Here is a 23,095-nt window from a genome sequence, read left to right as displayed (position 1 = left end):
GGGGAATCCCCCGGCGGTGTGACACGTTGGACGTGACAGTGTTATGTCACTCGCGGTGCGCAAGGTACCTGCACCGGTCCCCTGGGCGCCGCGGACGTATTCGAATCGACGTAAGGATCCAATGACCTCCTCTTCTTCCCCTTCCCAGGACGCGCGGGACGCACGGGACGTGCCGGACTCGCCGAGCTTCACCGAGAGCCTTCGGGCCGATGCCCTGATGGAAGAGGACGTCGCCTGGAGCCACGAGATCGACGGAGACCGGGACGGCGAGCAGTTCGAACGCTCCGAGCGCGCGGCCCTGCGCCGCGTGGCCGGCCTCTCCACCGAGCTCGAAGACGTCACCGAGGTCGAGTACCGGCAGCTGCGCCTGGAGCGCGTCGTGCTCGTCGGCGTCTGGACCTCCGGAACGGTGAACGACGCGGAGAACTCCCTCGCGGAGCTCGCCGCCCTCGCCGAGACGGCCGGTGCCCTCGTGCTCGACGGCGTGATCCAGCGCCGCGACAAGCCGGACCCCGCCACCTTCATCGGCTCGGGCAAGGCCCGGGAACTGCGCGACATCGTCATGGAGAGCGGCGCCGACACCGTCGTCTGCGACGGCGAGCTCAGCCCCGGCCAGCTCATCGCCCTCGAGGACGTCGTCAAGGTGAAGGTGGTCGACCGGACCGCCCTCATCCTCGACATCTTCGCCCAGCACGCCAAGTCCCGAGAGGGCAAGGCACAGGTCGCCCTCGCGCAGATGCAGTACATGCTCCCGCGCCTGCGCGGCTGGGGTGCCTCGCTGTCCCGGCAGATGGGCGGCGGCGGCGGTGGCGGCATGGCCACCCGAGGCCCCGGTGAGACCAAGATCGAGACGGACCGGCGACGGATCCGCGAGAAGATGGCGAAGATGCGCCGGGAGATCGCGGAGATGAAGACCGGCCGCGACATCAAGCGGCAGGAACGGCGCCGCAACAAGGTGCCCTCGGTCGCCATCGCCGGCTACACCAACGCCGGCAAGTCCTCCCTGCTCAACCGGCTCACCGGCGCGGGCGTGCTGGTGGAGAACGCACTGTTCGCCACCCTCGACCCGACCGTGCGCCGGGCCGAGACGCCGAGCGGCCGGGTCTACACCCTGGCCGACACCGTCGGCTTCGTCCGGCACCTGCCCCACCACCTCGTCGAGGCGTTCCGCTCCACGATGGAGGAGGTCGGCGACTCCGACCTCATCCTGCACATCGTGGACGGCTCCCACCCGGCACCGGAGGAGCAGCTGGCGGCGGTCCGCGAGGTCATCCGCGAGGTCGGCGCGGTGAACGTGCCCGAGATCGTCGTGATCAACAAGGCGGACGCCGCGGACCCGCTGGTCCTCCAGCGGCTGCTGCGGATCGAGCGGCACTCCATCGCCGTATCGGCCCGCACCGGCATGGGCATCGAGGAGCTCCTCGCCCTCATCGACTCCGAGCTGCCGAGGCCGGAGGTCGAGGTGGAGGCCCTGGTGCCGTACACGCTCGGCTCGCTGATCGCCAAGGCGCACGCCGAGGGCGAGGTGATCTCCGAGGAGCACACCGCGGAGGGCACCCTGCTCAAGGCCCGGGTCCACCAGGAGCTGGCGGCGGACCTGGCTCCGTACGCCCTCGCGAAGCAGTGACGGACCGGACGGACCGGACCGTGTGACCGTGTGACGGTGTGAACGGCCGGGGGCCCCCAGCGGTGCTGGGGGCCCCCGGCCGTTCCGCGGTGCCGCGTCGTGGCTGCGCCGGCTACTTGAACTTGCCGCTGACGGCGTCGAAGATGCCCTTCGCCTCCGGACCCAGCCGGGGTCCGGCCAGCCAGCCCGCCTTGGCAGGGCCGATCGAGGTGTTCGACACCAGGGCCGGCTTGCCGTCGGCACCCACCGCGACCCAGCCGCCACCGGAGGAACCGCCGGTCATGGTGCAGCCGATGCGGTACATCACCGGGACGGCGGCGCTCAGGGACAGCCGGCCCGGCTTGTCCGTGCACTGGAAGGCCTTCTGGCCGTCGAACGGAGCCGCCGCCGGGTAGCCCGTGGCCGTGATGCCCGGGACCTTCTGCACGGCCGGGGCGTTGAACTCCACCGGGAGCGCCGAACCGACCGTCTCCTCCAGCGACTTGCCGCTGCCCTTCTCCGGGGTCACGTGCAGCACCGCGAAGTCGTACGGGGCACCCGCGCCGCCCGTCGGACCGCCGGTCGCGATCCACTGGTCGGAGGTCTGCGCCCAGTCGCTCCACCAGACGCCGTACGGAGCCACCTGCTCACGCGGCGCACCCTTGAGCTGCGCCGACGGCTTGCCCGCGTTGTTGTAGGACGGGACGAAGGCGATGTTGCGGTACCAGCCGCCCGCCTTGCCCGCGTGCACGCAGTGGCCGGCCGTCCACACCAGGTTGGACTTGCCGGGGTGGGCGGGGTCCTTCACGACGGTCGCCGAGCAGACCATCGAGCCCTCGGGCCCGTCGAAGAAGACCTTGCCGGACTCCGGAATGCTCTGGTGGTAGGGCGGGTTCGCGGCCTTCGCCGTCACCGGAGCGGGGGTCGGGTCGGTGACGCCCTGGTCCTTGCCCGCGTCCGGGTCGACGGACGGGCGCTGCGGCTGCTCCGCGTCACGCATCCGGTCCGGGTCCCAGAGGTCCTCGATGATCGGGTTGATGTAGTCGCCCGCCTCGCGGAGCCAGTCCTCCTTCTTCCAGTTCTTCCACTCACCCCCCTTCCACTTCTCCAGGTCGAGGCCGTGCTCCTTCAGCTTCTCCTTCAGCTGGTCCGGGATCTTTATCCCGTCGGCCCCGGCCGGGAGGCTCGCCGCCGCGGTCGGCTTGGCGTCGCCGCCGGCCTCCCCGTCGCCGGGTCCGCAGGCCGCGGCGGTCAGCGCGAGCGCGGCCGCGCACAGGATCGCGGTGACCGGTCGGTTCGGTCGCATGTCGTCAGTCCCCCTGGTGGTTCCGGTAGTGAGGCGGTGCGGTGCGGCGGAGTCCCGCTGGGTGCAGCCCCCCACTATGCCGCTGCTGCGCAGGACGACACAGCCCGGGGCGCCGGTTCCCCTGCCGGGCCCTCCGGGACGCGGATCACGGTCCCGGCGGGCAAGGATCTTCGGCCCACCCGTGATCCGCCGCCGTCACCGTCGTTGGACGTACGGGGGACGGGGATGCAGCGTTCGTGTTCGAGGCGCAATCCGGAAGAGGAATCCGTGCGGGAGGACCGACACTCGTGGCTTTGACAGACCAGGCCGCAGCCGCCGCGGCCGTCGCGGCACAACTCCCGCCCCCCGGCGCGCCCCTGCCGCACGTGGCACCGCAGGTACCGGCGCAAGGGATCCGGGCCGCCGCGGCCCCCGGCCCGGGCGCCCCGCCTCCCGGTGCGCCCGCCTCCGCCACCGCCTCCGCCGAGGGCATCCTGCGGCGGCAGACCCAACGGGAGTCCGCGGCCCGGACGTACGCGCGCTCCCTTCCCGTCGTCCCCGTGCGCGCGCGGGGGCTGACGATCGAGGGCGCCGACGGGCGGCGCTACCTCGACTGCCTCTCCGGAGCCGGCACCCTCGCCCTCGGGCACAACCACCCGGTGGTCCTCGAAGCCATCCGAGGAGTCCTCGACTCCGGCGCCCCGCTTCACGTGCTCGACCTCGCGACCCCGGTCAAGGACGCCTTCACCACCGAGCTGTTCACGAACCTGCCGCCCGCCCTGGCCGCCGACGCCCGCATCCAGTTCTGCGGGCCGGCCGGCACCGACGCGGTGGAGGCCGCGCTCAAGCTGGTCCGCACCGCCACCGGACGCCCGGGGCTGCTCGCCTTCACCGGGGCCTACCACGGCATGACCGCCGGGGCCCTGGAGGCGTCGGGCGGTGCCGCGGACGTACGGGTGACCCGGCTGCCCTACCCGCAGGACCGGCACTGCCCCTTCGGCGTCGGCGGGGCCGAGGGCGCGCGGCTCGCCGCCCACTGGACCGAGAACCTCCTGGACGACCCCAAGAGTGGGGTGAGCACACCGGCGGGCATGATCGTCGAGCCCGTGCAGGGGGAGGGCGGGGTCATTCCCGCCCCGGACGGCTGGCTGCGCCGGATGCGCGAGATCACCGCGGAGCGGGGGATCCCGCTGATCGCCGACGAGGTGCAGACGGGCGTCGGGCGGACCGGCGCCTACTGGGGGGTGGACCACGCCGGGGTGGTGCCCGACGTGATGGTCCTGTCCAAGGCGATCGGGGGGAGCCTGCCGCTCGCGGTGATCGTGTACCGGTCCGGCCTCGACGTCTGGGCACCCGGGGCCCATGCCGGAACGTTCCGCGGCAACCAGCTGGCCATGGCCGCCGGAACCGCCACGCTCGCCTTCGTACGCGAGAACCGGCTGGCGGAGCGTGCGGCGGTCCTCGGCGGACGGATGCTCGCCGCCCTGCGCGGCCTGGCCACGGACCACCCCTGCATCGGCGAGGTCCGGGGGCGCGGCCTGATGATCGGCCTCGAACTCGTCGACCCCGACACGGGATCCGCCGCCCCCGCCCTCGCCGCGGCCGTCCGCCAGGAGTGCCTGGCCCGCGGGCTGATCGTCGAACTCGGCGGCCGCCACGCCGCCGTGGTCCGCCTGCTGCCCCCGCTGACCCTGACGGACGAGCAGGCCGCAGCGGTCCTCGACCGCCTGGCCGACGCCATCCCGGCCGCCGCCCGCCGGCTCCACTGACCCGCACCCCAAGGACCCGCGATGCCCGAGCCGCACCCGTCCACCCCCGCCTCCGCCTCCGCCCCGGGACCCCACGCCCGGGAAGCCGCCCCGCCCGGCAGCGGTGCGCCGCCGTGGTCACCGGTCGCCGGCGGCAGCGGCCCGCACCGGGCCCCCGGCCCGGGCGACTTCTCCATCCGCCCCGCCGCGCGGCAGGAACCGCCCCCCGGAGCGGCCTCGGGCCGGCCGCCGACGCCCGCCCCCGGCGCGGGCGCCATGCCTGCGGCGCCGCCGCGCCGGGAGCGCGAGGCCCAGGCCCCCGATTCCTCCCCGCGCCCCGCCGCGCTCCCCGGAGCGGCCTCGGGCCGGCCGCCGACGCCCGCCCCCGGCCCGGGTGCCACGCCAGCGGCGCCGCCGCGCCGCGCGCCGCTCCTGGCCCGGCAACTCGCCGACTCCGTCCCCGACTTCACCCCCACACCTCCGCCCCCCGCACGGCCCGCCACCCCGGCGACCCCCACCGAGCCGCCCCGTGCAGCCCCGTCCGCGGCCGGGCCGCCCCAGGGCCTTGCGGAGCCCCCCACCACCCGCCCGACCCCGGCGGGGCCATCCTGCGATGGGCGGCCACGGGGTGGTACGGAGCACCCCCGGGCCACGTCGGCCTCCGCCGCCCAGTGGCCGGGCAGTGCGATGTACCTGTCGGCCGTGCCTGCTTCTCCCGGGCAGACCCCGCCTGATCCGGCCCGGCCCGCTGCCCCGCCCGTTCACCCAGGCCCTGCCGAACAGCGGCCGTCCGGTGCGCCGCACTTCACGGCTTGGCCTGCTTCCCCCGGGCAGCCCCCGGCCGGCCCGGCCACGGCACAACCCGCGGGCGGTACGGAGGGCCGCACGGCCCCGTCGGCCCCCGCCCGGCTGACGCGGGGTGGCGCGGAGCACCCCCCTGCCTCACCGGTCTCTGTCGGGCTGTCGCCGGGCAGTGCGCCGCCCCCGCCCGTCCCGCCCGCCCTGGCCGATCGCCCCGCGGGTGCGGAGCCCCCTTCTGCCTTGTCGGCGTCCGCCGGGCCGTCGCGGAGCAGTGCGCTGCACCGGTCCGCCCCACCGGCTCCGCCCCACCGCTCCGCAGGTGCGGAGCCTCCTTCTGCCTCGCCGGCGTCCGCCGGGCTGACCCCGGGTGGCGCGGCGCGCCCTTCGGCTCCGTCGGCCTCTGCCGGGCTGTCACCGAGCAGTGCGCTGCACCCGCCCCTCCCGCCGGCTCTCGCCGACGGCTCCGCGGGTACGGAGAACCCCTCGGCCTCCGCCGAGCTGCGCCCGGGCGGCGCGACGTACCTCGCAGCCTGGCCTGCTGCCGACGGGCAGACCGCGGGCGGCCCGGCCCGCCCGGCCGCGCTGCCGCCGAACAGCGCGCAACCCGCGGGAAGTACGGAGTACCCCGTTGCTTCCTCGGCCTCTACCGGGCTGTCGCAGGGCACTGCGCCGCGCATCCCGGCGGCCCCCGCCGACCGCTCGCCGGGCGCGGAGCCTCCCTCTGCCTGGTCGGCGTCCGCCGGGCCGGCCCCGGGTGGTGGGGAGTCCCCCGCTGCCCTGTCGGCTCCCGCCGGGGTGTCGCCGGGCAGTGCGCCGTACCCGTCCGTCCCGGCGGCCTCCGCCGGCCGTTCCGCGGGTGCGGAGCACCCGTCTGGCCCGCCGGCGTCCGCCAGGCGGGCCACGGGTGGCGCGGAGCAGCCCCCTGCTTCGTCTGCCTCCGCAGGGCCGGCCCCCGATGGTGTGAAGCACCCCCCGGCGGCTTCGGCCGGGCTGACCCCCGAGGGCCCCACCCCCCGGGACCCCGCCGAGCAGGACCCGGTCGGTACGGCCCCCGCTACCGGTGGTCAGAGCCCCGGCGGATCCGCGTACCCGGCTGCGGGGCAGGACCACCGGACGCCCGCCCCCGGAGCCCTGCCCGCAGCGGCGGCCTCAGACGGCGCCGTCGACGAGCCCGCCACGGAACCCTCCGGCCCGGCCGACCCACAGCACGGCGGGTCCCCCGAGGCGGCGTCGGGCCGGCTCCAGCGCCGGCCCGATCCGGCGAGCCCGCCCCGCCCCGGCGCACCCCGGCGGCCCGACGGCGCCGCAGCCCGACCGCCGTACCCCCCGTACCCGCCGGGCCCGGCAGCGCCCGGCGAGCGCGGAGCGGATCGGCCCGGCGAGGCCCCGGCCCCCGGCGCGGCGGCGACCGTGCCCCGCCAGAAGGACGGCACGCCCAGGCTCCGGCCCGGCTGGACCGGGCCCCTCGGCCCGGAGCCGGCCGCCCTGCCCGACCTCCTGGACCACCCCGACCCGGCCGTCGCCGCCGAGGCCGCCACGGTGGAGAACCTGCTCAGGTGCTGGGTCCGCGAAGCCGGCATCGCCCGGCCCGACGGCCCCGCCGGAACCCTCCTGCGCATCCCCCTCCCCGCATCCGGCGTCGCCCTGCTCGTGGCGGTCCGGCACTGGTCCCCGGCGGGCTGGCACCGCTTCGCCCCCGCCCGGCTCGAAGGCGCGCCCGCGGGCGCCCCCGCCGTGGACGCCGTCACCCTCGCCGCCCTCCTCGCCCGCGAAGGCACCGGCGGCGGACGCGGCGGCGCCGACCTCGTCGGCCGCGTCTGCGACTCGGTCCGCCGTACCGCCGAGTTCATCGCGGACCGGCGCGCCCGCCCCACCGCCCCCGCCCCCGTCGCCGGGGACCGGTTCCTGACCGCCGAACAGTCCCTCCTCCTCGGCCACCCCCTCCAACCGGACCCGAAGAGCCGCGAAGGCCTCACCGAAGCCGAAGTGCGCAGCTACTCGCCCGAACTGCACGGCTCCTTCCCCCTGCACTGGTTCGCCGTCGAGCCCGCTGCCCTCGCCACGGACTCCGCCTGGACCGAACGCGGCCGCCCCGTCCCCGCCGCGCAGCTCCTCGGCCGGCTCGCCCCGGGCCTCCCGCTCCCCGCCGGCACCACCCCCCTTCCCCTGCACCCCTGGCAGGCCCGCGACCTGCTCCGGCGTCCCGCGGTCGCCGCCCTCCGCGACGCCGGACTCCTCCACGACCTGGGACCCCACGGCGAGCCCTGGTACCCCACCTCCTCCGTCCGCACCGTCCACCGCCCCGGCGCCCCCGCGATGCTCAAGCTCTCCCTGGGCCTGCGCATCACCAACTCCCGCCGCGAGAACCTCCGCAAGGAGCTGCACCGCGGCATCGAGGTGCACCGGCTGCTCCGGACCGGCCTCGCCGAGCAGTGGCAGCGGGCCCACCCCCGCTTCGACATCGTCCGCGACCCCGCCTGGGTCGCCGTCGACGCCCCGGACGGCACCCCCGTCCCCGGCCTCGACGCCCTGCTGCGCCACAACCCCTTCCGCCCGGGCGACGACGCCGTCTGCGTCGCCGCACTCACCGCCCCCCGCCCCTGGCCCGGCCGCAGCACCATGCGCTCCCGGCTCGCCGAGATCGTCTGCTCCCTCGCCGCCGCCACCGGACACAGCCCGTCCGCCGTCGCCGCCGAGTGGTTCCTGCGCTACCTCGACCACGTCGTCCTGCCGGTCCTCGCCTTCGACGCGCTCGCCGGCATCGCCCTCGAAGCACACCAGCAGAACACCCTGGTCCTCCTCGACCCGGCGGGCTGGCCGGCCGGCGGCCGCTACCGCGACAACCAGGGCTACTACTTCCGCGCGTCCCGCCGCAGCGAACTGGAGCAGCGGCTCCCCGGTATCGGCGGCATCAGCGACACCTTCGTCTCCGACGCCGTCACCGACGAACGCTTCGCCTACTACCTCGGCATCAACAACGTCCTCGGGCTCATCGGTGCCTTCGGATCCCAACGGCTCGCCGACGAACGCGTACTCCTCGCCGCCTTCCGCCGCTTCCTCGGCAAGGCGTCAGGCCTCGGCCCGCTCCCCGCACGACTGCTCGACTCACCCACCCTGCGGTGCAAGGCGAACCTCCTCACCCGCCTGGGAGGCCTCGACGAACTCGTCGGACCCGTCGACACCCAGTCCGTCTACGTCACCATCGCCAACCCCCTTCACGACTGACGCGTCAGCGCGGACGCGGAGAAGAGCCCGATGCCGTCCACCGACTCACCCGCCGGCCCCGCCGCGGACGAACTGCCCCTCATGCCCCACCTGCTGCCCCTGCTCGCCGAGGCCGACCTCCTCGATTCCCCCGCCGCCTGGGGCGCCGCCGCCACCCCCGCCGGAGCCTTCCGCCTCGAACCCGTACGGCCGGACCGGGACCTGGAGCTCCTCACGCGGTGGATGAACGACCCCGAGGTGGCCCCGTACTGGGAGCTGGCCGGACCCGCCGCCGTCACCGCCGCCCACCTGCGGGCGCAGCGCGACGGGGACGGCCGCAGCATCCCCTGCCTCGGCCTCCTCGACGGCCGGCCCATGAGCTACTGGGAGATCTACCGGGCCGACCTCGACCCGCTCTCCCGGTACTACCCGGCGCGCCCCCACGACACGGGTGTCCACCTGCTCATCGGAGACGGCACCTTCCGCGGCCGCGGCCTGGGCACCGCGCTGCTGCGCGCCGTGGCCGACCTGGTGCTGGACAACCGACCCCGCTGCACACGGGTCGTCGCGGAACCGGACGTCCGCAACACCCGCTCCGTATCGGCCTTCCTGAGTTCAGGATTCCGCTGTTCCACGGAAATCGACCTTCCCGGGAAGCGCGCCGCCCTGATGATCCGGGAGCGGGCGCTGCGCAACCTCCTCTGAGGCCGCCCCGCCCCGTGCTCCGCACCTTCGAAACGCCGCGTCACGCAGCCAAGGTCCCGATCCCCGAGGAGTCCCGTGCCGAACGTCCCCGCAGCCCCCGACTCCGCTGTTCCGGACTTCCCGGGCCCCGGCGCCCCGGCCCCCCGCCCGGAGGGCGCCGGCGTGCCCCCGTCGCCCCATGCCCCCCGGACGCCACCGGAGCTCAACGGCTCGACCTGGGACGGGGCGGCCCGCCGGCTGCTCGCCAAGATGCTCTCGGAGTTCGCCTACGAGGAGATCGTCAGGCCGGTCCCGGCCCCCTCCGCCGCGGGCGACGCGTGGACCCTCACCCTCGACGACGGCAGCAGCCTCGGCTTCCGGGCGCGCCGCCGCGCGTACGACAGCTGGCACGTCGCCCCCGACTCCCCCACCCTCACCCCGCCGCCCTCCGCCGGCGGCCCGTCCACCGCGTTCGGGGACCCGTACGACTTCCTCGTCCGCGCCCGCACGCTCCTCGGCCTCGACGGGGCCACCCTCGGCCACCTCGTCCGCGAGCTCAGCGCCACCCTCGCCGCCGACGCCCGCATCGACCACACCGCGCTCACCGCGGACGTCCTCGCCGACCTCGACTACGCGGCCCTGGAAGGCCACCAGACCGGCCACCCCTGGCTCGTCCTCAACAAGGGGCGCCTCGGCCTCTCCGGATCCGACACCGCGGCCTGGGCCCCCGAGGCGCGCACCCGCCAGCGGCTGCCCTGGCTCGCCGCCCACCACTCGCTCGCCGCCTACCGCGGCACCGCCGGCCTGGAGGATCCCGCCCGTCTCTACGCCGCCGAGCTCGACTCCAGCACCCGTGCCGCCTTCGACCGGATCCTGCGCGACCGCGGCTTCGACCCGCTCCGCTACCTCTACCTGCCCGTCCACCCCTGGCAGTGGGACGAGGTCGTCCTGCCCCTCTTCGCCCCGGCCCTCGCCTCAGGCGCCCTGGTCCCGCTGCCCGCGGACCCCGACGTACGCCTCCCGCAGCAGTCCATCCGCACCTTCCTCAACCTCACCCGACCCGACCGGCACAGCGTCAAGCTCCCGCTCTCCGTCTTCAACACCATGGTCTGGCGGGGCCTGCCCAGCGACCTCACCCTCGCGGCCCCGGCCGTCACCGCCTGGATCCACTCCCTCCGCGACGGGGACCCCTTCCTCCGCGACGAATGCAGGGTCGTCCTGCTCGGCGAGGTCGCCTCCGTCACCGTCCGCCATCCCGTCTACGACCGGCTGCCCGAGGTGCCCTACCAGTACAAGGAGCTCCTCGGCGCGATCTGGCGGGAACCACTGACCGGCCGGCTGGCGCCGGGGGAGCGCGCCCGCACCCTCGCCTCCCTCCTCCACACCGACCCGCGGGGCCGTTCCTTCACGGCCGAACTCGTCGCCCGTTCCGGGCTGGGCGCCGGCGTATGGCTGCAGCGCCTCTTCGCCGCTCTGCTGCCGCCGCTCCTGCACTTCCTCTACCGCTACGGCACGGTGTTCTCCCCGCACGGGGAGAACACCATCGTGATCTTCGACGAGCAGGACGTCCCGGTCCGGCTCGCGATGAAGGACTTCGTCGACGACGTCAAGATCAGCGCGCAGCCCCTCCCCGAGCTCGACACCCTGCCCGACGAGGTCCGGGCGGTCCTGCTCGCCGAGCCCGCCGACTTCCTGCCGCAGTTCATCCACTCCGGGCTCTTCATCGGCGTCTTCCGCTACCTCTCCGCCCTGTGCGAGGACCGCCTCGGCGTCCCGGAGGAGGACTTCTGGTCCCTCGTCCGGAGGGAGATCCTGCGCCACCAGGCCCGCTTCCCGGAGCTCAAGGAGCGGTACGCGCTCTTCGGCCTGCTCGGCGAACGCATCGGCCGGCTCTGCCTCAACCGGAACCGGCTCTACGAGGACGGCTACCGCGACCGCCCCGACCGCCCCCGCGCCGTCCGGTACGGCACCGTCCCCAACCCCTTGTACCGGCCATGAATCCTCGCCGGTGCCGTCCCTGTCGGTGCGGCCCCGTAGGGTTGGCAGTGCTATGACGAAGCCCTCCCTCCCCGACCTGCTGCACGCCGCCGTCTCCGCCGTCGGCGGCACGGAGCGCCCCGGCCAGGTAGCCATGGCGGAAGCCGTCGCCGACGCGATCGACGACAATTCCCACCGCCTCATCCAGGCCGGCACCGGCACCGGCAAGTCCCTCGGGTACCTGGTGCCGGCCCTCGCGCACGGCGAGCGCGTGGTCGTGGCGACCGCGACCCTCGCCCTGCAGCGCCAGCTCGTCGAGCGCGACCTGCCCCGCACGGTGGACGCGCTGCATCCGCAGCTGCGCCGCCGCCCGCAGTTCGCCATGCTCAAGGGCCGCTCCAACTACCTGTGCCTGCACCGGCTGCACGAGGGCGCCCCGCAGGACGAGGAGGACGGCCTCTTCGACCAGTTCGAGGCGGCCGCCCCCACCAGCAAGCTCGGTCAGGACCTGATGCGGCTGCGCGACTGGGCGGACGAGACCGAGACCGGCGACCGCGACGACCTGACCCCCGGCGTCTCGGACAAGGCCTGGTCGCAGATCTCCGTCTCCTCCCGGGAATGCCTCGGCGCGACGAAGTGTGCGTACGGAGCCGAATGCTTCGCGGAGGCCGCCCGCGAGCGGGCCAAGCTCGCGGACGTCGTCGTCACCAACCACGCGCTGCTCGCCATCGACGCCATCGAGGGCGCCCCGGTGCTGCCGCAGCACGAGGTGCTCATCGTGGACGAGGCCCACGAGCTGGTCTCCCGGGTCACCGGGGTCGCCACCGGTGAGCTCACCCCGGGGCAGGTCAACCGAGCGGTGAAGCGAGCGGCGAAGCTGGTCGACGAGAAGACGGCCGACTCCCTGCAGACCGCCTCCGAGTCCTTCGAGCGGGTCATGGAGCTGGCCCTCCCCGGCCGGCTGGAAGTGCTCCCCGAGGACCTGGGATACGCGCTGATGTCCCTGCGGGACGCCGCGCGCAACGTCATCTCGGCGATCGGTTCGACCCGCGACAAGTCCGTCCAGGACGAGGACGCCGTCCGCAAGCAGGCCCTGGCCGCCGTGGAGAACGTCCACGCGGTGGCGGAGCGGATCTGCAACGGCTCCGAGTACGACGTCGTCTGGTACGAGCGCCACGACCGCTTCGGCGCCACCCTGCGGGTCGCCCCCCTGTCGGTGTCGGGTCTGCTGCGCGAGAAGCTCTTCGAGGACCGCTCCGTGGTCCTCACCTCGGCCACCCTCAAGCTCGGCGGGGACTTCAACGGGGTCGCCGCCTCCCTGGGCCTGTCCCCCGAGGGCGTCGAGGGCGACGACGTACCGCTGTGGAAGGGCCTCGACGTCGGCTCCCCCTTCGACTACCCGAAGCAGGGCATCCTCTACGTCGCCAAGCACCTGGCCACCCCGGGCCGCGAGGGCACCCGCGGCGACATGATGGACGAGCTCGCCGAGCTGATCGAGGCGGCGGGCGGCCGGACCCTCGGGCTGTTCTCCTCCATGCGCGGAGCCAAGGCGGCGGCCGAGGAACTGCGCGGCCGGCTGGAGAACCCGATCCTGCTCCAGGGCGAGGAGACGCTGGGCGAGCTGATCAAGGCGTTCGCGGCCGACCCGAAGACCTGCCTGTTCGGGACGCTGTCGCTGTGGCAGGGCGTGGACGTGCCCGGCCCCAGCTGCCAGCTCGTGGTGATGGACCGCATCCCGTTCCCGCGCCCCGACGACCCGCTGATGAGCGCCCGGCAGAAGTCGGTCGAGGAGCACGGCGGCAACGGCTTCATGGCCGTCGCCGCCACCCACGCCGCGCTGCTCATGGCCCAGGGCGCGGGACGCCTCGTACGGGCCACGGGTGACCGCGGTGTCGTCGCGGTCCTGGACCCCCGGCTGGCCACGGCCCGGTACGGGAGCTTCCTGCGCGCCACCCTCCCGGACTTCTGGTACACCACGGACCGCAACCAGGTCCGCCGCTCCCTGTCCGCGATCGACGCGACCGCGCAGGCCGACGGGAAGTAGGGGGCGGGGTAGGCGGGCGGTGGCGGGTCACCGGTCGGCCCCCGCACACAAAGCAGCCCTGGGACCGGCGCAGTAGGTCCCAGGGCTGGCGAGGGGCGGCGGGGGTCAGACCCGACGCAGCACGGCGACGACCTTGCCGAGGATGGTCGCCTCGTCACCGGGGATCGGCTGGTACGCGGCGTTGTGCGGGAGGAGCCAGACGTGGCCGTCCTCGCGCTTGAACCGCTTGACCGTGGCCTCGCCGTCCAGCATCGCCGCGACGATGTCGCCGTTCTCCGCGACCGGCTGGCGACGGACCGTGACCCAGTCGCCGTCACAGATGGCGGCCTCGATCATCGAGTCACCGACGACCTTGAGGACGAAGAGCTCGCCGTCGCCGACCAGCTGGCGGGGGAGCGGGAACACGTCCTCGACCGACTCCTCGGCGAGGATCGGGCCGCCGGCCGCGATCCGGCCGACCAGGGGAACGTACGAGGCGGCGGGCTTGCCCGTGGTGTCCGTGGGCTGCGAGCTCGGCTGGTCGGAGCCGCGCACCTCGTAGGCGCGGGGGCGGTGCGGGTCGCGGCGCAGGAAGCCCTTGCGCTCCAGGGCCATCAGCTGGTGGGCGACGGAGGACGTGCTGGAGAGGCCGACCGCCTGGCCGATCTCGCGCATCGACGGCGGGTAGCCCCGCCGCTGCACGGAATCACGGATGACCTCGATGACCCTCCGCTGCCGGTCCGTGAGCCCGGAGCTGTCGGCGCGGATGCCTGGAGGTCGACCTGGCAGCGAGCGTGCGGGGCGTACGGGCTCCGCCTCCGGGTTCAGGTTTGCGTCGTTCATGGCATGCACCGGCTCAAGTCGGCTCTGGGAGCGGTTCTGGGCAGTGATGGTGGCACTGTCTGCGGTGGTGGTCACGTCGGCCCCTCTCGAAATGTTCTCCCTAGCTGGACAACGGTAGTTGCTTTCGAAAGGTTGCGCCAAACACACGTTCGAGTGAAAAATCGCAGATCGCCCGGCGTGTGCATATGGAGCGGTGTATGGACCGTCGGTGCCGAACGTGGGTTCGGCTGGGCATCCGCCGCTTACGGTACCCTTCCCGGTCGGACAGCCACCCTGCGGGCCGCGGTCCAGTCTGGCACCGCGGAGCCTCGTGACCGCCTGTCGGGCACGGCGACACGCGGAGCCACGTAAATCCGCCGCAACCCAAGATCTAGTGGTTGGATGAGCGCTGCCGCCCAGAAGTTGTGGTCCTCGAGTCTGCTGAGGCTCCTGGCATCGCATATGCTGGTGGCTGCTTCACCGGCCCCCGGGAGAGATCCGTCCCTTCCGTTCAGGGGCTGTGTGGGGTGTTTCAGTCGTGCCGAAGAGGGAGGGTGAGGGAACCATGCACTGCCCCTTCTGCAGGCACCCCGACAGCCGCGTCGTCGACAGCCGCACCACGGACGACGGCACGTCGATCCGCCGGCGCCGTCAGTGCCCCGACTGCTCCCGTCGCTTCACGACGGTGGAGACGGCCTCGCTGATGGTGATCAAGCGCAGCGGGGTGACCGAACCCTTCAGCCGTACCAAGGTCATCTCCGGCGTGCGCAAGGCGTGCCAAGGGCGGCCGGTCACCGAGGACGCCCTCGCCAAGCTCGGCCAGCGGGTCGAGGAGGCGGTGCGCGCCACCGGGAGCGCCGAGCTGACCACCCACGACGTGGGTCTGGCCATACTCGGCCCTCTGCAGGAACTCGACCTCGTCGCGTACCTGCGGTTCGCGTCCGTCTACAAAGCGTTCGACACCCTTGACGACTTCGAGACCGCCATCGCGGAACTGCGCGAGCGGCGGCCTCGCACCGAGGAGTGCGAGCCCGGTGGGACCGGATCGGTCCCCGTGCCCGCCTCCGCCGCCGACTGACCGGACGGCCCGCACCGCCGCGCACCCCCCTCGCACGGCGGCGTGGCCGGCCAGGCCGGCGGTCCCCCCAGCGCCTCGGGCTGGGGGAAGCAGAGACGTAGATAAAGACACAGCATCGTGCCGCGGAATAACGCGGGCACTTTAGGGCGTTTTTGCCCGCATATGGGAGGCCTGGCATGACAGAGACGGCGAGCAGCTCGGCACGTGGTTCCCGCACCAAGGGGACCAAGGCCGCCAAGGGCGGCCTGCGGATCGAGCGCATCCACACCACCCCGGGCGTGCACCCGTACGACGAGGTGAGCTGGGAGCGCCGTGACGTCGTCATGACCAACTGGCGCGACGGCTCGGTCAACTTCGAGCAGCGCGGTGTGGAGTTCCCCGACTTCTGGTCGGTGAACGCGGTCAACATCGTCACCAGCAAGTACTTCCGCGGCGCGGTCGGCACCCCGCAGCGCGAGACCGGTCTGAAGCAGCTGATCGACCGGATCGTGAAGACGTACACGAAGGCCGGCGAGGACTTCGACTACTTCTCCTCGCCCGCCGACGCCGAGATCTTCGAGCACGAGCTCACCTACGCCCTGCTCCACCAGATCTTCAGCTTCAACTCGCCGGTGTGGTTCAACGTCGGCACGCCCCAGCCGCAGCAGGTGTCCGCCTGCTTCATCCTGGCCGTCGACGACTCCATGGAGTCGATCCTCGACTGGTACAAGGAAGAGGGCATGATCTTCAAGGGCGGCTCCGGCGCCGGCCTGAACCTCTCCCGCATCCGCTCCTCCAAGGAGCTGCTCTCCTCCGGCGGCAACGCCTCCGGCCCGGTCTCCTTCATGCGCGGAGCCGACGCGTCCGCCGGAACGATCAAGTCGGGCGGCGCCACCCGCCGCGCGGCCAAGATGGTCGTCCTCGACGTGGACCACCCGGACGTCGAGGCCTTCATCGAGACCAAGGTGAAGGAGGAGGAGAAGATCCGCGCCCTGCGCGACGCGGGCTTCGACATGGACCTGGGCGGCGACGACATCACGTCCGTCCAGTACCAGAACGCCAACAACTCCGTCCGCGTGAACGACGAGTTCATGACGGCCGTCGAGAACGGCACCACGTTCGGCCTGCGTGCCCGCATGACCGGTGAGGTCATCGAGGAGGTCGACGCCAAGGCGCTCTTCCGCAAGCTGGCCGAGGCCGCGTGGGCCTGTGCCGACCCGGGCATCCAGTACGACGGCGTGATCAACAACTGGCACACCTGCCCCGAGTCCGGCCGCATCACCGCGTCCAACCCGTGCAGCGAGTACATGCACCTGGACAACACGTCCTGCAACCTCGCCTCGCTGAACCTGATGAAGTTCCTGAACGACGACGGCAAGGGCAACCAGTCCTTCGACGCCGAGCGCTTCGCCAAGGTCGTCGAACTCGTCATCACCGCGATGGACATCTCCATCTGCTTCGCGGACTTCCCGACGCAGAAGATCGGCGAGAACACCCGCGCCTTCCGCCAGCTGGGCATCGGCTACGCCAACCTCGGCGCCCTGCTGATGGCCACCGGCCACGCCTACGACTCGGACGGCGGCCGCACCCTGGCCGCGTCGATCACCTCGCTGATGACCGGCACCGCGTACAAGCGCTCCGCCGAGCTCGCCGCGATCGTCGGCCCGTACGAGGGCTACGCCCGCAACGCCGACGCCCACAAGCGCGTCATGAAGCAGCACGCCGATGCCAACGCCGTCGCGCCGCGCACCGAGGACCTGGACAACACGATCTGGGCCGCGGCCACCGAGGCCTGGCAGGACGTCCTGCGCCTCGGCGAGAGGAACGGCTTCCGCAACTCCCAGGCCTCCGTCCTCGCGCCGACCGGCACCATCGGTCTCGCGATGTCCTGCGACACCACCGGTGTCGAGCCGGACCTGGCCCTGGTCAAGTTCAAGAAGCTCGTCGGCGGCGGCTCGATGCAGATCGTCAACGGCACCGTCCCGCAGGCCCTGCGCCGCATGGGCTACCAGGAAGAGCAGATCGAGGCGATCGTCGCCCACATCGCCGAGCACGGCGTGGTCGTCGACGCCCCGGGTCTCAAGCCCGAGCACTACTCGGTGTTCGACTGCGCCATGGGCGAGCGTTCCATCTCCGCGATGGGCCACGTCCGCATGATGGCCGCGATCCAGCCCTGGATCTCCGGCGCGATCTCCAAGACGGTCAACATGCCGGAGACGGCGACCGTCGAGGAGATCGAGGAGATCTACTTCGAGGCGTGGAAGATGGGCGTCAAGGCGCTCGCGATCTACCGCGACAACTGCAAGGTCGGCCAGCCCCTCTCCGCCAAGAAGAAGGAGGAGGAGAAGGAGGAGGTCACCGCCAGGACGGAGGAGACCATCCGCACCGCGGTCGAGAAGGTCATCGAGTACCGTCCCGTCCGCAAGCGCCTCCCCAAGGGCCGCCCGGGCATCACCACCTCCTTCACGGTCGGTGGCGCCGAGGGCTACATGACGGCGAACTCCTACCCGGACGACGGCCTGGGCGAGGTCTTCCTGAAGATGTCCAAGCAGGGCTCGACCCTCGCGGGCATGATGGACGCCTTCTCGATCGCCGTCTCCGTCGGACTGCAGTACGGCGTGCCGCTGGAGACCTACGTCTCGAAGTTCACCAACATGCGCTTCGAGCCGGCCGGCATGACGGACGACCCGGACGTGCGGATGGCGCAGTCGATCGTCGACTACATCTTCCGCCGCCTGGCGCTCGACTTCCTGCCCTTCGAGACCCGCTCGGCCCTCGGCATCCACACCGCCGAGGAGCGCCAGCGCCACCTGGAGACCGGTTCCTACGAGCCCCTCGACGAGGAGCTGGACACCGAGTCGCTGGCCCAGTCGGCCCCGCTCGCCGCGGTGCCCTCGGAGCCGAAGCCGGCCGTGACCGCCTCGCTCCCGGCCCCCAAGACGGCGCACAGCAGCGCCGAACTGGTCGAGATGCAGCTCGGCGTCTCCGCCGACGCCCCGCTCTGCTTCTCCTGCGGTACGAAGATGCAGCGCGCCGGCTCCTGCTACATCTGCGAGGGCTGCGGCTCCACCAGCGGCTGCAGCTGATGACGGGCGGTATTGCGCCGCACGCACCATCCGGCGCACGCCGCGCAGGTGGCTGACCAGCAGCTACGAAGGGGACCGGCCGAAAGCCGGTCCCCTTCTTCGTGCCTCGACCGTCCGGGCCGGCCGTCGTCAGTGCGGGATGCGGAGGGACGGTCTGGTGACGATCTCCTCCCGGAATTCCGCGATCCGGGAATGGACCTGGCGCATCAGGTGCGTGTCCTCGATGCGGTCCAGGTAGAGGCAGCGCGCGGCCAGGCCCGGCAGGTCGAAGGCGAAGCACAGCGACATCAGCGGGTTCACGAACAGTTCGCTGCCCCGGGTGCGGGTGGTGAACTGGACATCGCCGAAGGAGCCCCGGACGGCCGCGGCGATCGAGCCGTTCACGATGCTCGGGCGGTCGGGGGTCTGGTCCTGGGCGTGGGCCACCGCGTCCAGGAAGAGCGCCCCCTCGCGGCTGGCGCGCGACAGGGAGAACGCGCCGAGGTAGGCGCCCTCGTGCTCCAGCGCCGCGATGTTCTCCAGCACCAGGCCGTGGCTCACCCCGTGGTAGGCGTCCACGCCGAAGCCGACCGACACGACGAGGCGTTCCGGTACGTCGTCCAGCGCGGCTATCGCGGCGACGCTGGTCAGGTCCTCCTCGGGGGTGCCGAGGCCCGCTTCGTCGCCCCGCATCAGGATGTCCGTGCCGCCGTCGGCCAGCACGATCGCGTCGATGCGGTGGAGGTCGACCAGCGCGCGGTAGGCGGCGCGCAGCGGCTGCACCCCGGTCTGGGGGAAGGCGTACACGGTGGTCGGGTAGCCGTGCAGCCCCAACCACCGGGCCAGCGTCCGCTCGGGGAAATAGGCCTGGTGGGGCGCGGTGTGCGGGGTGATGACAGCGAGGTCGGGCGCTGCCCAGTCCTCGGCGGGCAGTCCGGCGAGGGAGCTGAAGGCGAGGTTGGCCAGATGGACCTCCTTGCCCTGGTGCAGGAGGGAGAGGGCCACGGGCAGCCCCGCGTAGATGTCGAAGCCGCCGCCCGCGCCGGCGACCAGGATGCGTTCGGCGCCGGCGAGCCGGGCGAAGAGCGGGTTGGTGTGCAGGGCCGTCATGGTGATCATTGTGCGGGCGCGGACGCACCGGAGTACCGGGATTTCACGGCGAGCGACGGCAGGGGCCCGGGGAGCGCGGCCCGCGGAGCGCGGGGACGGGGAAGTGCGGGGAGACGGGGAGCCATGTGGAGCGGTGACGAACTGGACCTGGACGCGTATCTGGCGCGGATCGGTTACGAGGGCGCGTGCGGGGGCGACGGCGCGGGCGGCGCCGGCCGGGAACTGCGGCCGGACCTGCGCACGTTGAAGGAGGTGCACCGCGCCCACACCGCCGCCATCACCTTCGAGAACCTGGACGTGCTGCTCGGCCGCCCCGTCGAGCTGGAGGTCAAGGCCGTCGAGGACAAGCTCGTCCGGGCCGGCCGCGGAGGTTACTGCTACGAGCAGAACTCGCTGCTGGCCGCCGCCCTGGAGCGGATCGGCTTCGAGGTCTCCGGACGCGGCGCCCGCAACCGCACCCGCGGGGACGCCCTGCGCCCGGTCACGCACGCCGTCCTCGTGGCGACCGTCGAGGGCGAACCGTGGCTGTGCGACGCCGGGTTCGGCTACCAGGGACCCCGCGAGCCCGTCCCCCTCGGCCGGCCGGGCACCACGGTGGAGCAGGGTGACGGGACGTACCGGGTCCGCGAGGAGGAGGACGGCGTCCTCGTGCTCTGCCTGCTGCGCGACGGCGGGTGGCGGGACCTCTACGCGTTCTCCCCGCAGCGGTACCACCCCGTCGACTACGTCCTGTTGAACCACTACAGCTCCTCGCACCCCCGGTCCGCCTTCGTCGGGCAGGTCGTCGTCCAGCAGCCGGGAGACGGCGTACGGCCCCGCCGGGCGCTGGTCGGCCGGGACCTCACGTACCTCCACCCCGACGGGCGGACCGAGCGGCGGGTCGTCGGCTCCGGGGAACTGCCCGCCGTGCTCGACCGGGAGTTCGGGATCCGGCTGCCCGAGCGGGACGCGGCGGAACTCATAGGGATCCAGCGGGCCGGGGACTGACCCGGGCCGCGCCGGGCCCGTACGATGGCGCCGTGCTGGTCAAGTGGATTCGCTGCACGGTGACGGACCGACGCGGGTTCGAGCGGGGGCAGCGAAAATGGGCGGGGCTGCCGGGCGAGCCGGGATTCCGGGGGCAGGGCGGCGGCTGGAGCCGGGGCCGGCAGGGGGTCGCGCACGTCTTCGCGTTCTGGGAGAGCCGCTCCTTCTACGACTCCTTCATGGCCCGCAGCCACGACCGGCTGGCCGCCGCGCAGAACGGCACCTACACCGATCCGCGGGTGACCCTCTTCGACCACCGCTTCGACGTGAAGACCGGGTTCGAGCCGCGCTTCACCGACGCCGACGTCGTCCGGGTCGCCCACACCCGGGTACGGGAGGGCCGCGTCGACCACTTCGCCCTCATGCAGGAGAAGGTGTGGAACCCGGCCATGGCGGGCTCGCCAGGAATGGTCCGCGGCCTCTTCGGCGAAGCCCCCGGCCGGGAATTCCTGGTGCTCTCCATGTGGCACGCGGCCGCCGAGCACGGCAAGTACCGGCAGGAGCGCGTCGAGCGGCTGTCCCTGCGGGCCCAGATCCAGGCGGACGTCGAGGCCCTCACGGGTGACGTGGTCGACCTGGAACCCTCCTGGACCGTATGACCGTACGATGATCGCCGCGCCGATCGGCGTGCCCGGTCGGCCCGCCCGAGGACGGCCGAATAAGGTCGGGGGATGGTTCGACCACGCCGCATCGTCCTCATCCGCCACGGTGAGTCGGAAGGCAATGCCGACGACACCGTCTACGAGCGGGAGCCCGACCACGCCCTGCGGCTGACGCGGAACGGACGTGAGCAGGCCGCCGAGGCCGGCGTACGGCTGCGCGAACTCTTCGGCGACGAGCACATCAGCGCGTACGTCTCCCCGTACCGCAGGACCCTGCAGACCTTCCGGGAACTGCGGCTCGACCCGACACGGGTCCGGATGCGCGAGGAACCGAGGCTGCGCGAACAGGACTGGGGGAACTGGCAGGAGCGGGACGACGTACGGCTCCAGAAGGCCTACCGGGACGCCTACGGGCACTTCTTCTACCGCTTCGCTCAGGGCGAGTCCGGGGCGGACGTCTACGACCGGGTCGGCTCCTTCCTGGAGAGCCTCTACCGCAGCTTCGAGGCCCCGGACCATCCGGAGAACGTCCTGCTGGTCACGCACGGACTGACGATGCGGCTGTTCTGCATGCGCTGGTTCCACTGGTCGGTGGCCGAGTTCGAGGCCCTGTCCAACCCGGGGAACGGCGAATTCCGGGTGCTGATGCTCGGTCCGGACGGCCGGTACCGGATGGACCGCCCGTTTGAGCGCTGGACCACGCCCGAGCCCTACGACCTGGACGGCTAGAGTGACCCGCGATGACCCCTGATTCCTCTCCAGAACGGCGCTACGCTCGCGCCCTGGCCAGCCTCCGCGGGCTGGCCCTGGGTGATGCCCTGGGCTCCCAGTACTTCGTCCCCGTGAACTACCCGTTGCTCAAGCGGCGCGAGCTGCCCGCCGGCACCGGGACGTGGCAGTGGACCGACGACACCGAGATGGCCTGCTCGGTGGTGGCCGTCCTCGCCGAGCACGGACGGATCGACCAGGACGCCCTCGCGCTCTCCTTCGCCCACCACCACGACTTCGACCGCGGCTACGGGCCGGCCGTGAACCGCATGCTGCGCCTCGTCCGGGAGGGCGAGGACTGGCGCACGCTGGCGGCCGAACTCTTCAACGGGCAGGGCTCGTGGGGCAACGGCGCGGCCATGCGGATCGCCCCGCTGGGTGCCTGGTACGCCGACGACCCGGAGCAGGCCACCCACCAGGCGGAGATCTCCGCCTACACCACCCACCAGCACCGCGAAGCCGTGTGCGGGGCCATGGCCGTCGCCGCCGCCGCCGCGCTGGCGGCGGACCCGGCGGGTCCGCCGAAGGCCGCGGACCTGCTGGACGGGGTCGTCGCGCTGGTACCGCGCAGTGCGGTGGGCGCAGGGCTGCGGCGGGCGCGGGACATGCTGGACTACGGTGACGCGACCACGGTGGCGGCGGTCCTGGGCTGCGGGCGGCGCACCAGCGCCCACGACACCGTGCCCTTCGCCCTGTGGTCGGCGGCGCGGGCGTTGGAGGACTACGAGCGGGCGTTCTGGACCACCGCTCAGGTCGGCGGTGACGTCGACACCACCTGTGCGATCGTCGGCGGCGTACTCGGAGCGCGCGGGGAGGCGGTCCTTCCGGCTGCGTGGCTGGCCCGCACCGAGGCCCTGCCGGCCTGGCTGCCGGAGACCCCGGCCGGCTGAAACCATGGCGCTCCGGCCCCGGTGGGGGCCGGACGACCGGGAGGCTTCGGATTGTCACGGTCCTGCCACAGGGCCCCGTCCGCCCGGCAGAAGCCGCACGTCACGGGCCTACTCTGTCCGCTGCGCCGCCTCCACCGGAACGCCGGGGGCGGCCGACAGGGGAGGGCTAGGCGATGTCAGAGAACACCGACGGGGCGGACGGCACCGAGGCCGGTACCGCGCGGGGCGAGGACCGGACGCCGGACCGGCAAGCAGGCCGCACCGCACCGACGCCGGAGCCGGCTCCGGCCACCCCACCGCAGACCCCGAGGGACGCCAGGGTTCCGCCTCAGGCCGACCCCGTCGCTGCTGCGCCGGCGGCTGGGGCTGCCCCTGCAGGGCCGGCGGTGGCCGGGTCCCTGCCTGCCGATCCCGTCGCTGCTGCGCC

Annotated in this window: 15 protein-coding genes; 12 read left to right on the top strand and 3 right to left on the bottom strand. The window is 73.2% G+C overall.

Going from position 1 to position 23,095, the window contains the following annotated elements; all coding sequences use genetic code 11:
- Positions 1-121: 121 nt before the first annotated feature.
- A complete protein-coding gene (gene hflX, locus ACFWUZ_RS19010) occupies positions 122-1,627 on the top strand; it encodes a GTPase HflX (protein WP_384373656.1) in 1,506 nt (501 codons plus the stop codon).
- Positions 1,628-1,739: 112 nt separating this feature from the next.
- Here the strand turns inward: hflX and ACFWUZ_RS19005 are convergent, their stop codons facing one another.
- Complete coding sequence (locus ACFWUZ_RS19005; RefSeq protein WP_384373653.1) at positions 1,740-2,912, bottom strand: trypsin-like serine peptidase; 1,173 nt, start codon at positions 2,910-2,912, stop codon at positions 1,740-1,742.
- A gap of 470 nt (positions 2,913-3,382) precedes the next feature.
- On the opposite strand from ACFWUZ_RS19005, the gene ACFWUZ_RS19000 reads away from it, so the two are divergent.
- The 5 genes from ACFWUZ_RS19000 to ACFWUZ_RS18980 all read left to right on the top strand — a co-directional run bounded on the left by ACFWUZ_RS19000 (position 3,383) and on the right by ACFWUZ_RS18980 (position 13,349).
- A complete protein-coding gene (locus ACFWUZ_RS19000; protein WP_384373800.1) occupies positions 3,383-4,660 on the top strand; it encodes a diaminobutyrate--2-oxoglutarate transaminase family protein in 1,278 nt (425 codons plus the stop codon).
- A gap of 1,740 nt (positions 4,661-6,400) precedes the next feature.
- On the top strand, positions 6,401-8,665 hold the full coding sequence (locus ACFWUZ_RS18995) for an IucA/IucC family protein (RefSeq protein ID WP_384373650.1): 2,265 nt from the start codon (positions 6,401-6,403) through the stop codon (positions 8,663-8,665).
- A 30-nt stretch (positions 8,666-8,695) separates the two neighbouring features.
- Entirely contained in the window at positions 8,696-9,349 is a 654-nt protein-coding gene (locus ACFWUZ_RS18990; RefSeq protein WP_384373647.1) for a GNAT family N-acetyltransferase, read from the top strand.
- A gap of 75 nt (positions 9,350-9,424) precedes the next feature.
- The gene (locus ACFWUZ_RS18985) at positions 9,425-11,326 is read left to right on the top strand and encodes an IucA/IucC family protein (RefSeq protein ID WP_384373644.1); all 1,902 of its coding nucleotides are present in this window, start codon (positions 9,425-9,427) and stop codon (positions 11,324-11,326) included.
- A gap of 52 nt (positions 11,327-11,378) precedes the next feature.
- Entirely contained in the window at positions 11,379-13,349 is a 1,971-nt protein-coding gene (locus ACFWUZ_RS18980) for an ATP-dependent DNA helicase (protein ID WP_384373641.1), read from the top strand.
- A 105-nt stretch (positions 13,350-13,454) separates the two neighbouring features.
- Here the strand turns inward: ACFWUZ_RS18980 and lexA are convergent, their stop codons facing one another.
- Positions 13,455-14,246, bottom strand: a complete 792-nt coding sequence (gene lexA, locus ACFWUZ_RS18975) for a transcriptional repressor LexA (RefSeq protein ID WP_031142326.1) — start codon at positions 14,244-14,246, stop codon at positions 13,455-13,457.
- A gap of 469 nt (positions 14,247-14,715) precedes the next feature.
- Here lexA and nrdR point away from each other — a divergent pair, with 469 nt between their 5' ends.
- Both nrdR and ACFWUZ_RS18965 read left to right on the top strand, forming a co-directional pair.
- Positions 14,716-15,228 carry a transcriptional regulator NrdR gene (gene nrdR, locus ACFWUZ_RS18970; protein WP_384373637.1) on the top strand — a complete coding sequence of 171 codons (513 nt, stop codon included), beginning with the start codon at positions 14,716-14,718 and terminating at the stop codon, positions 15,226-15,228.
- Between the two features lie 176 nt (positions 15,229-15,404).
- A complete protein-coding gene (locus ACFWUZ_RS18965) occupies positions 15,405-18,293 on the top strand; it encodes a vitamin B12-dependent ribonucleotide reductase (RefSeq protein WP_384373634.1) in 2,889 nt (962 codons plus the stop codon).
- Positions 18,294-18,422: 129 nt separating this feature from the next.
- Here ACFWUZ_RS18965 and ACFWUZ_RS18960 read toward each other — a convergent pair whose 3' ends face one another.
- Positions 18,423-19,382 (bottom strand): DUF1152 domain-containing protein, encoded by a 960-nt coding sequence (locus ACFWUZ_RS18960; protein WP_384373631.1) that lies wholly within the window; start codon positions 19,380-19,382, stop codon positions 18,423-18,425.
- 123 nt (positions 19,383-19,505) lie between these two features.
- Between ACFWUZ_RS18960 and ACFWUZ_RS18955 the strand changes: the two genes are divergently transcribed.
- From ACFWUZ_RS18955 to ACFWUZ_RS18940, 4 genes are all read left to right on the top strand, one after another.
- Positions 19,506-20,369, top strand: coding sequence for an arylamine N-acetyltransferase (locus ACFWUZ_RS18955; protein ID WP_384373628.1), 864 nt, complete (start codon positions 19,506-19,508; stop codon positions 20,367-20,369).
- Between the two features lie 32 nt (positions 20,370-20,401).
- Positions 20,402-21,007 carry a YdbC family protein gene (locus ACFWUZ_RS18950; RefSeq protein WP_384373625.1) on the top strand — a complete coding sequence of 202 codons (606 nt, stop codon included), beginning with the start codon at positions 20,402-20,404 and terminating at the stop codon, positions 21,005-21,007.
- Between the two features lie 72 nt (positions 21,008-21,079).
- Complete coding sequence (locus ACFWUZ_RS18945; RefSeq protein ID WP_384373622.1) at positions 21,080-21,739, top strand: histidine phosphatase family protein; 660 nt, start codon at positions 21,080-21,082, stop codon at positions 21,737-21,739.
- Between the two features lie 11 nt (positions 21,740-21,750).
- Positions 21,751-22,668 (top strand): ADP-ribosylglycohydrolase family protein, encoded by a 918-nt coding sequence (locus ACFWUZ_RS18940; RefSeq protein WP_384373619.1) that lies wholly within the window; start codon positions 21,751-21,753, stop codon positions 22,666-22,668.
- The last annotated feature ends 427 nt before the right edge of the window (positions 22,669-23,095 follow it).

Origin of the sequence: Streptomyces sp. NPDC058646 (assembly GCF_042716875.1) — a bacterium.
Classification (GTDB): domain Bacteria; phylum Actinomycetota; class Actinomycetes; order Streptomycetales; family Streptomycetaceae; genus Streptomyces.
The sequence above is the reverse complement of the archived record's forward strand: the minus strand, read 5'-3'. Positions and strand labels throughout refer to the sequence as shown.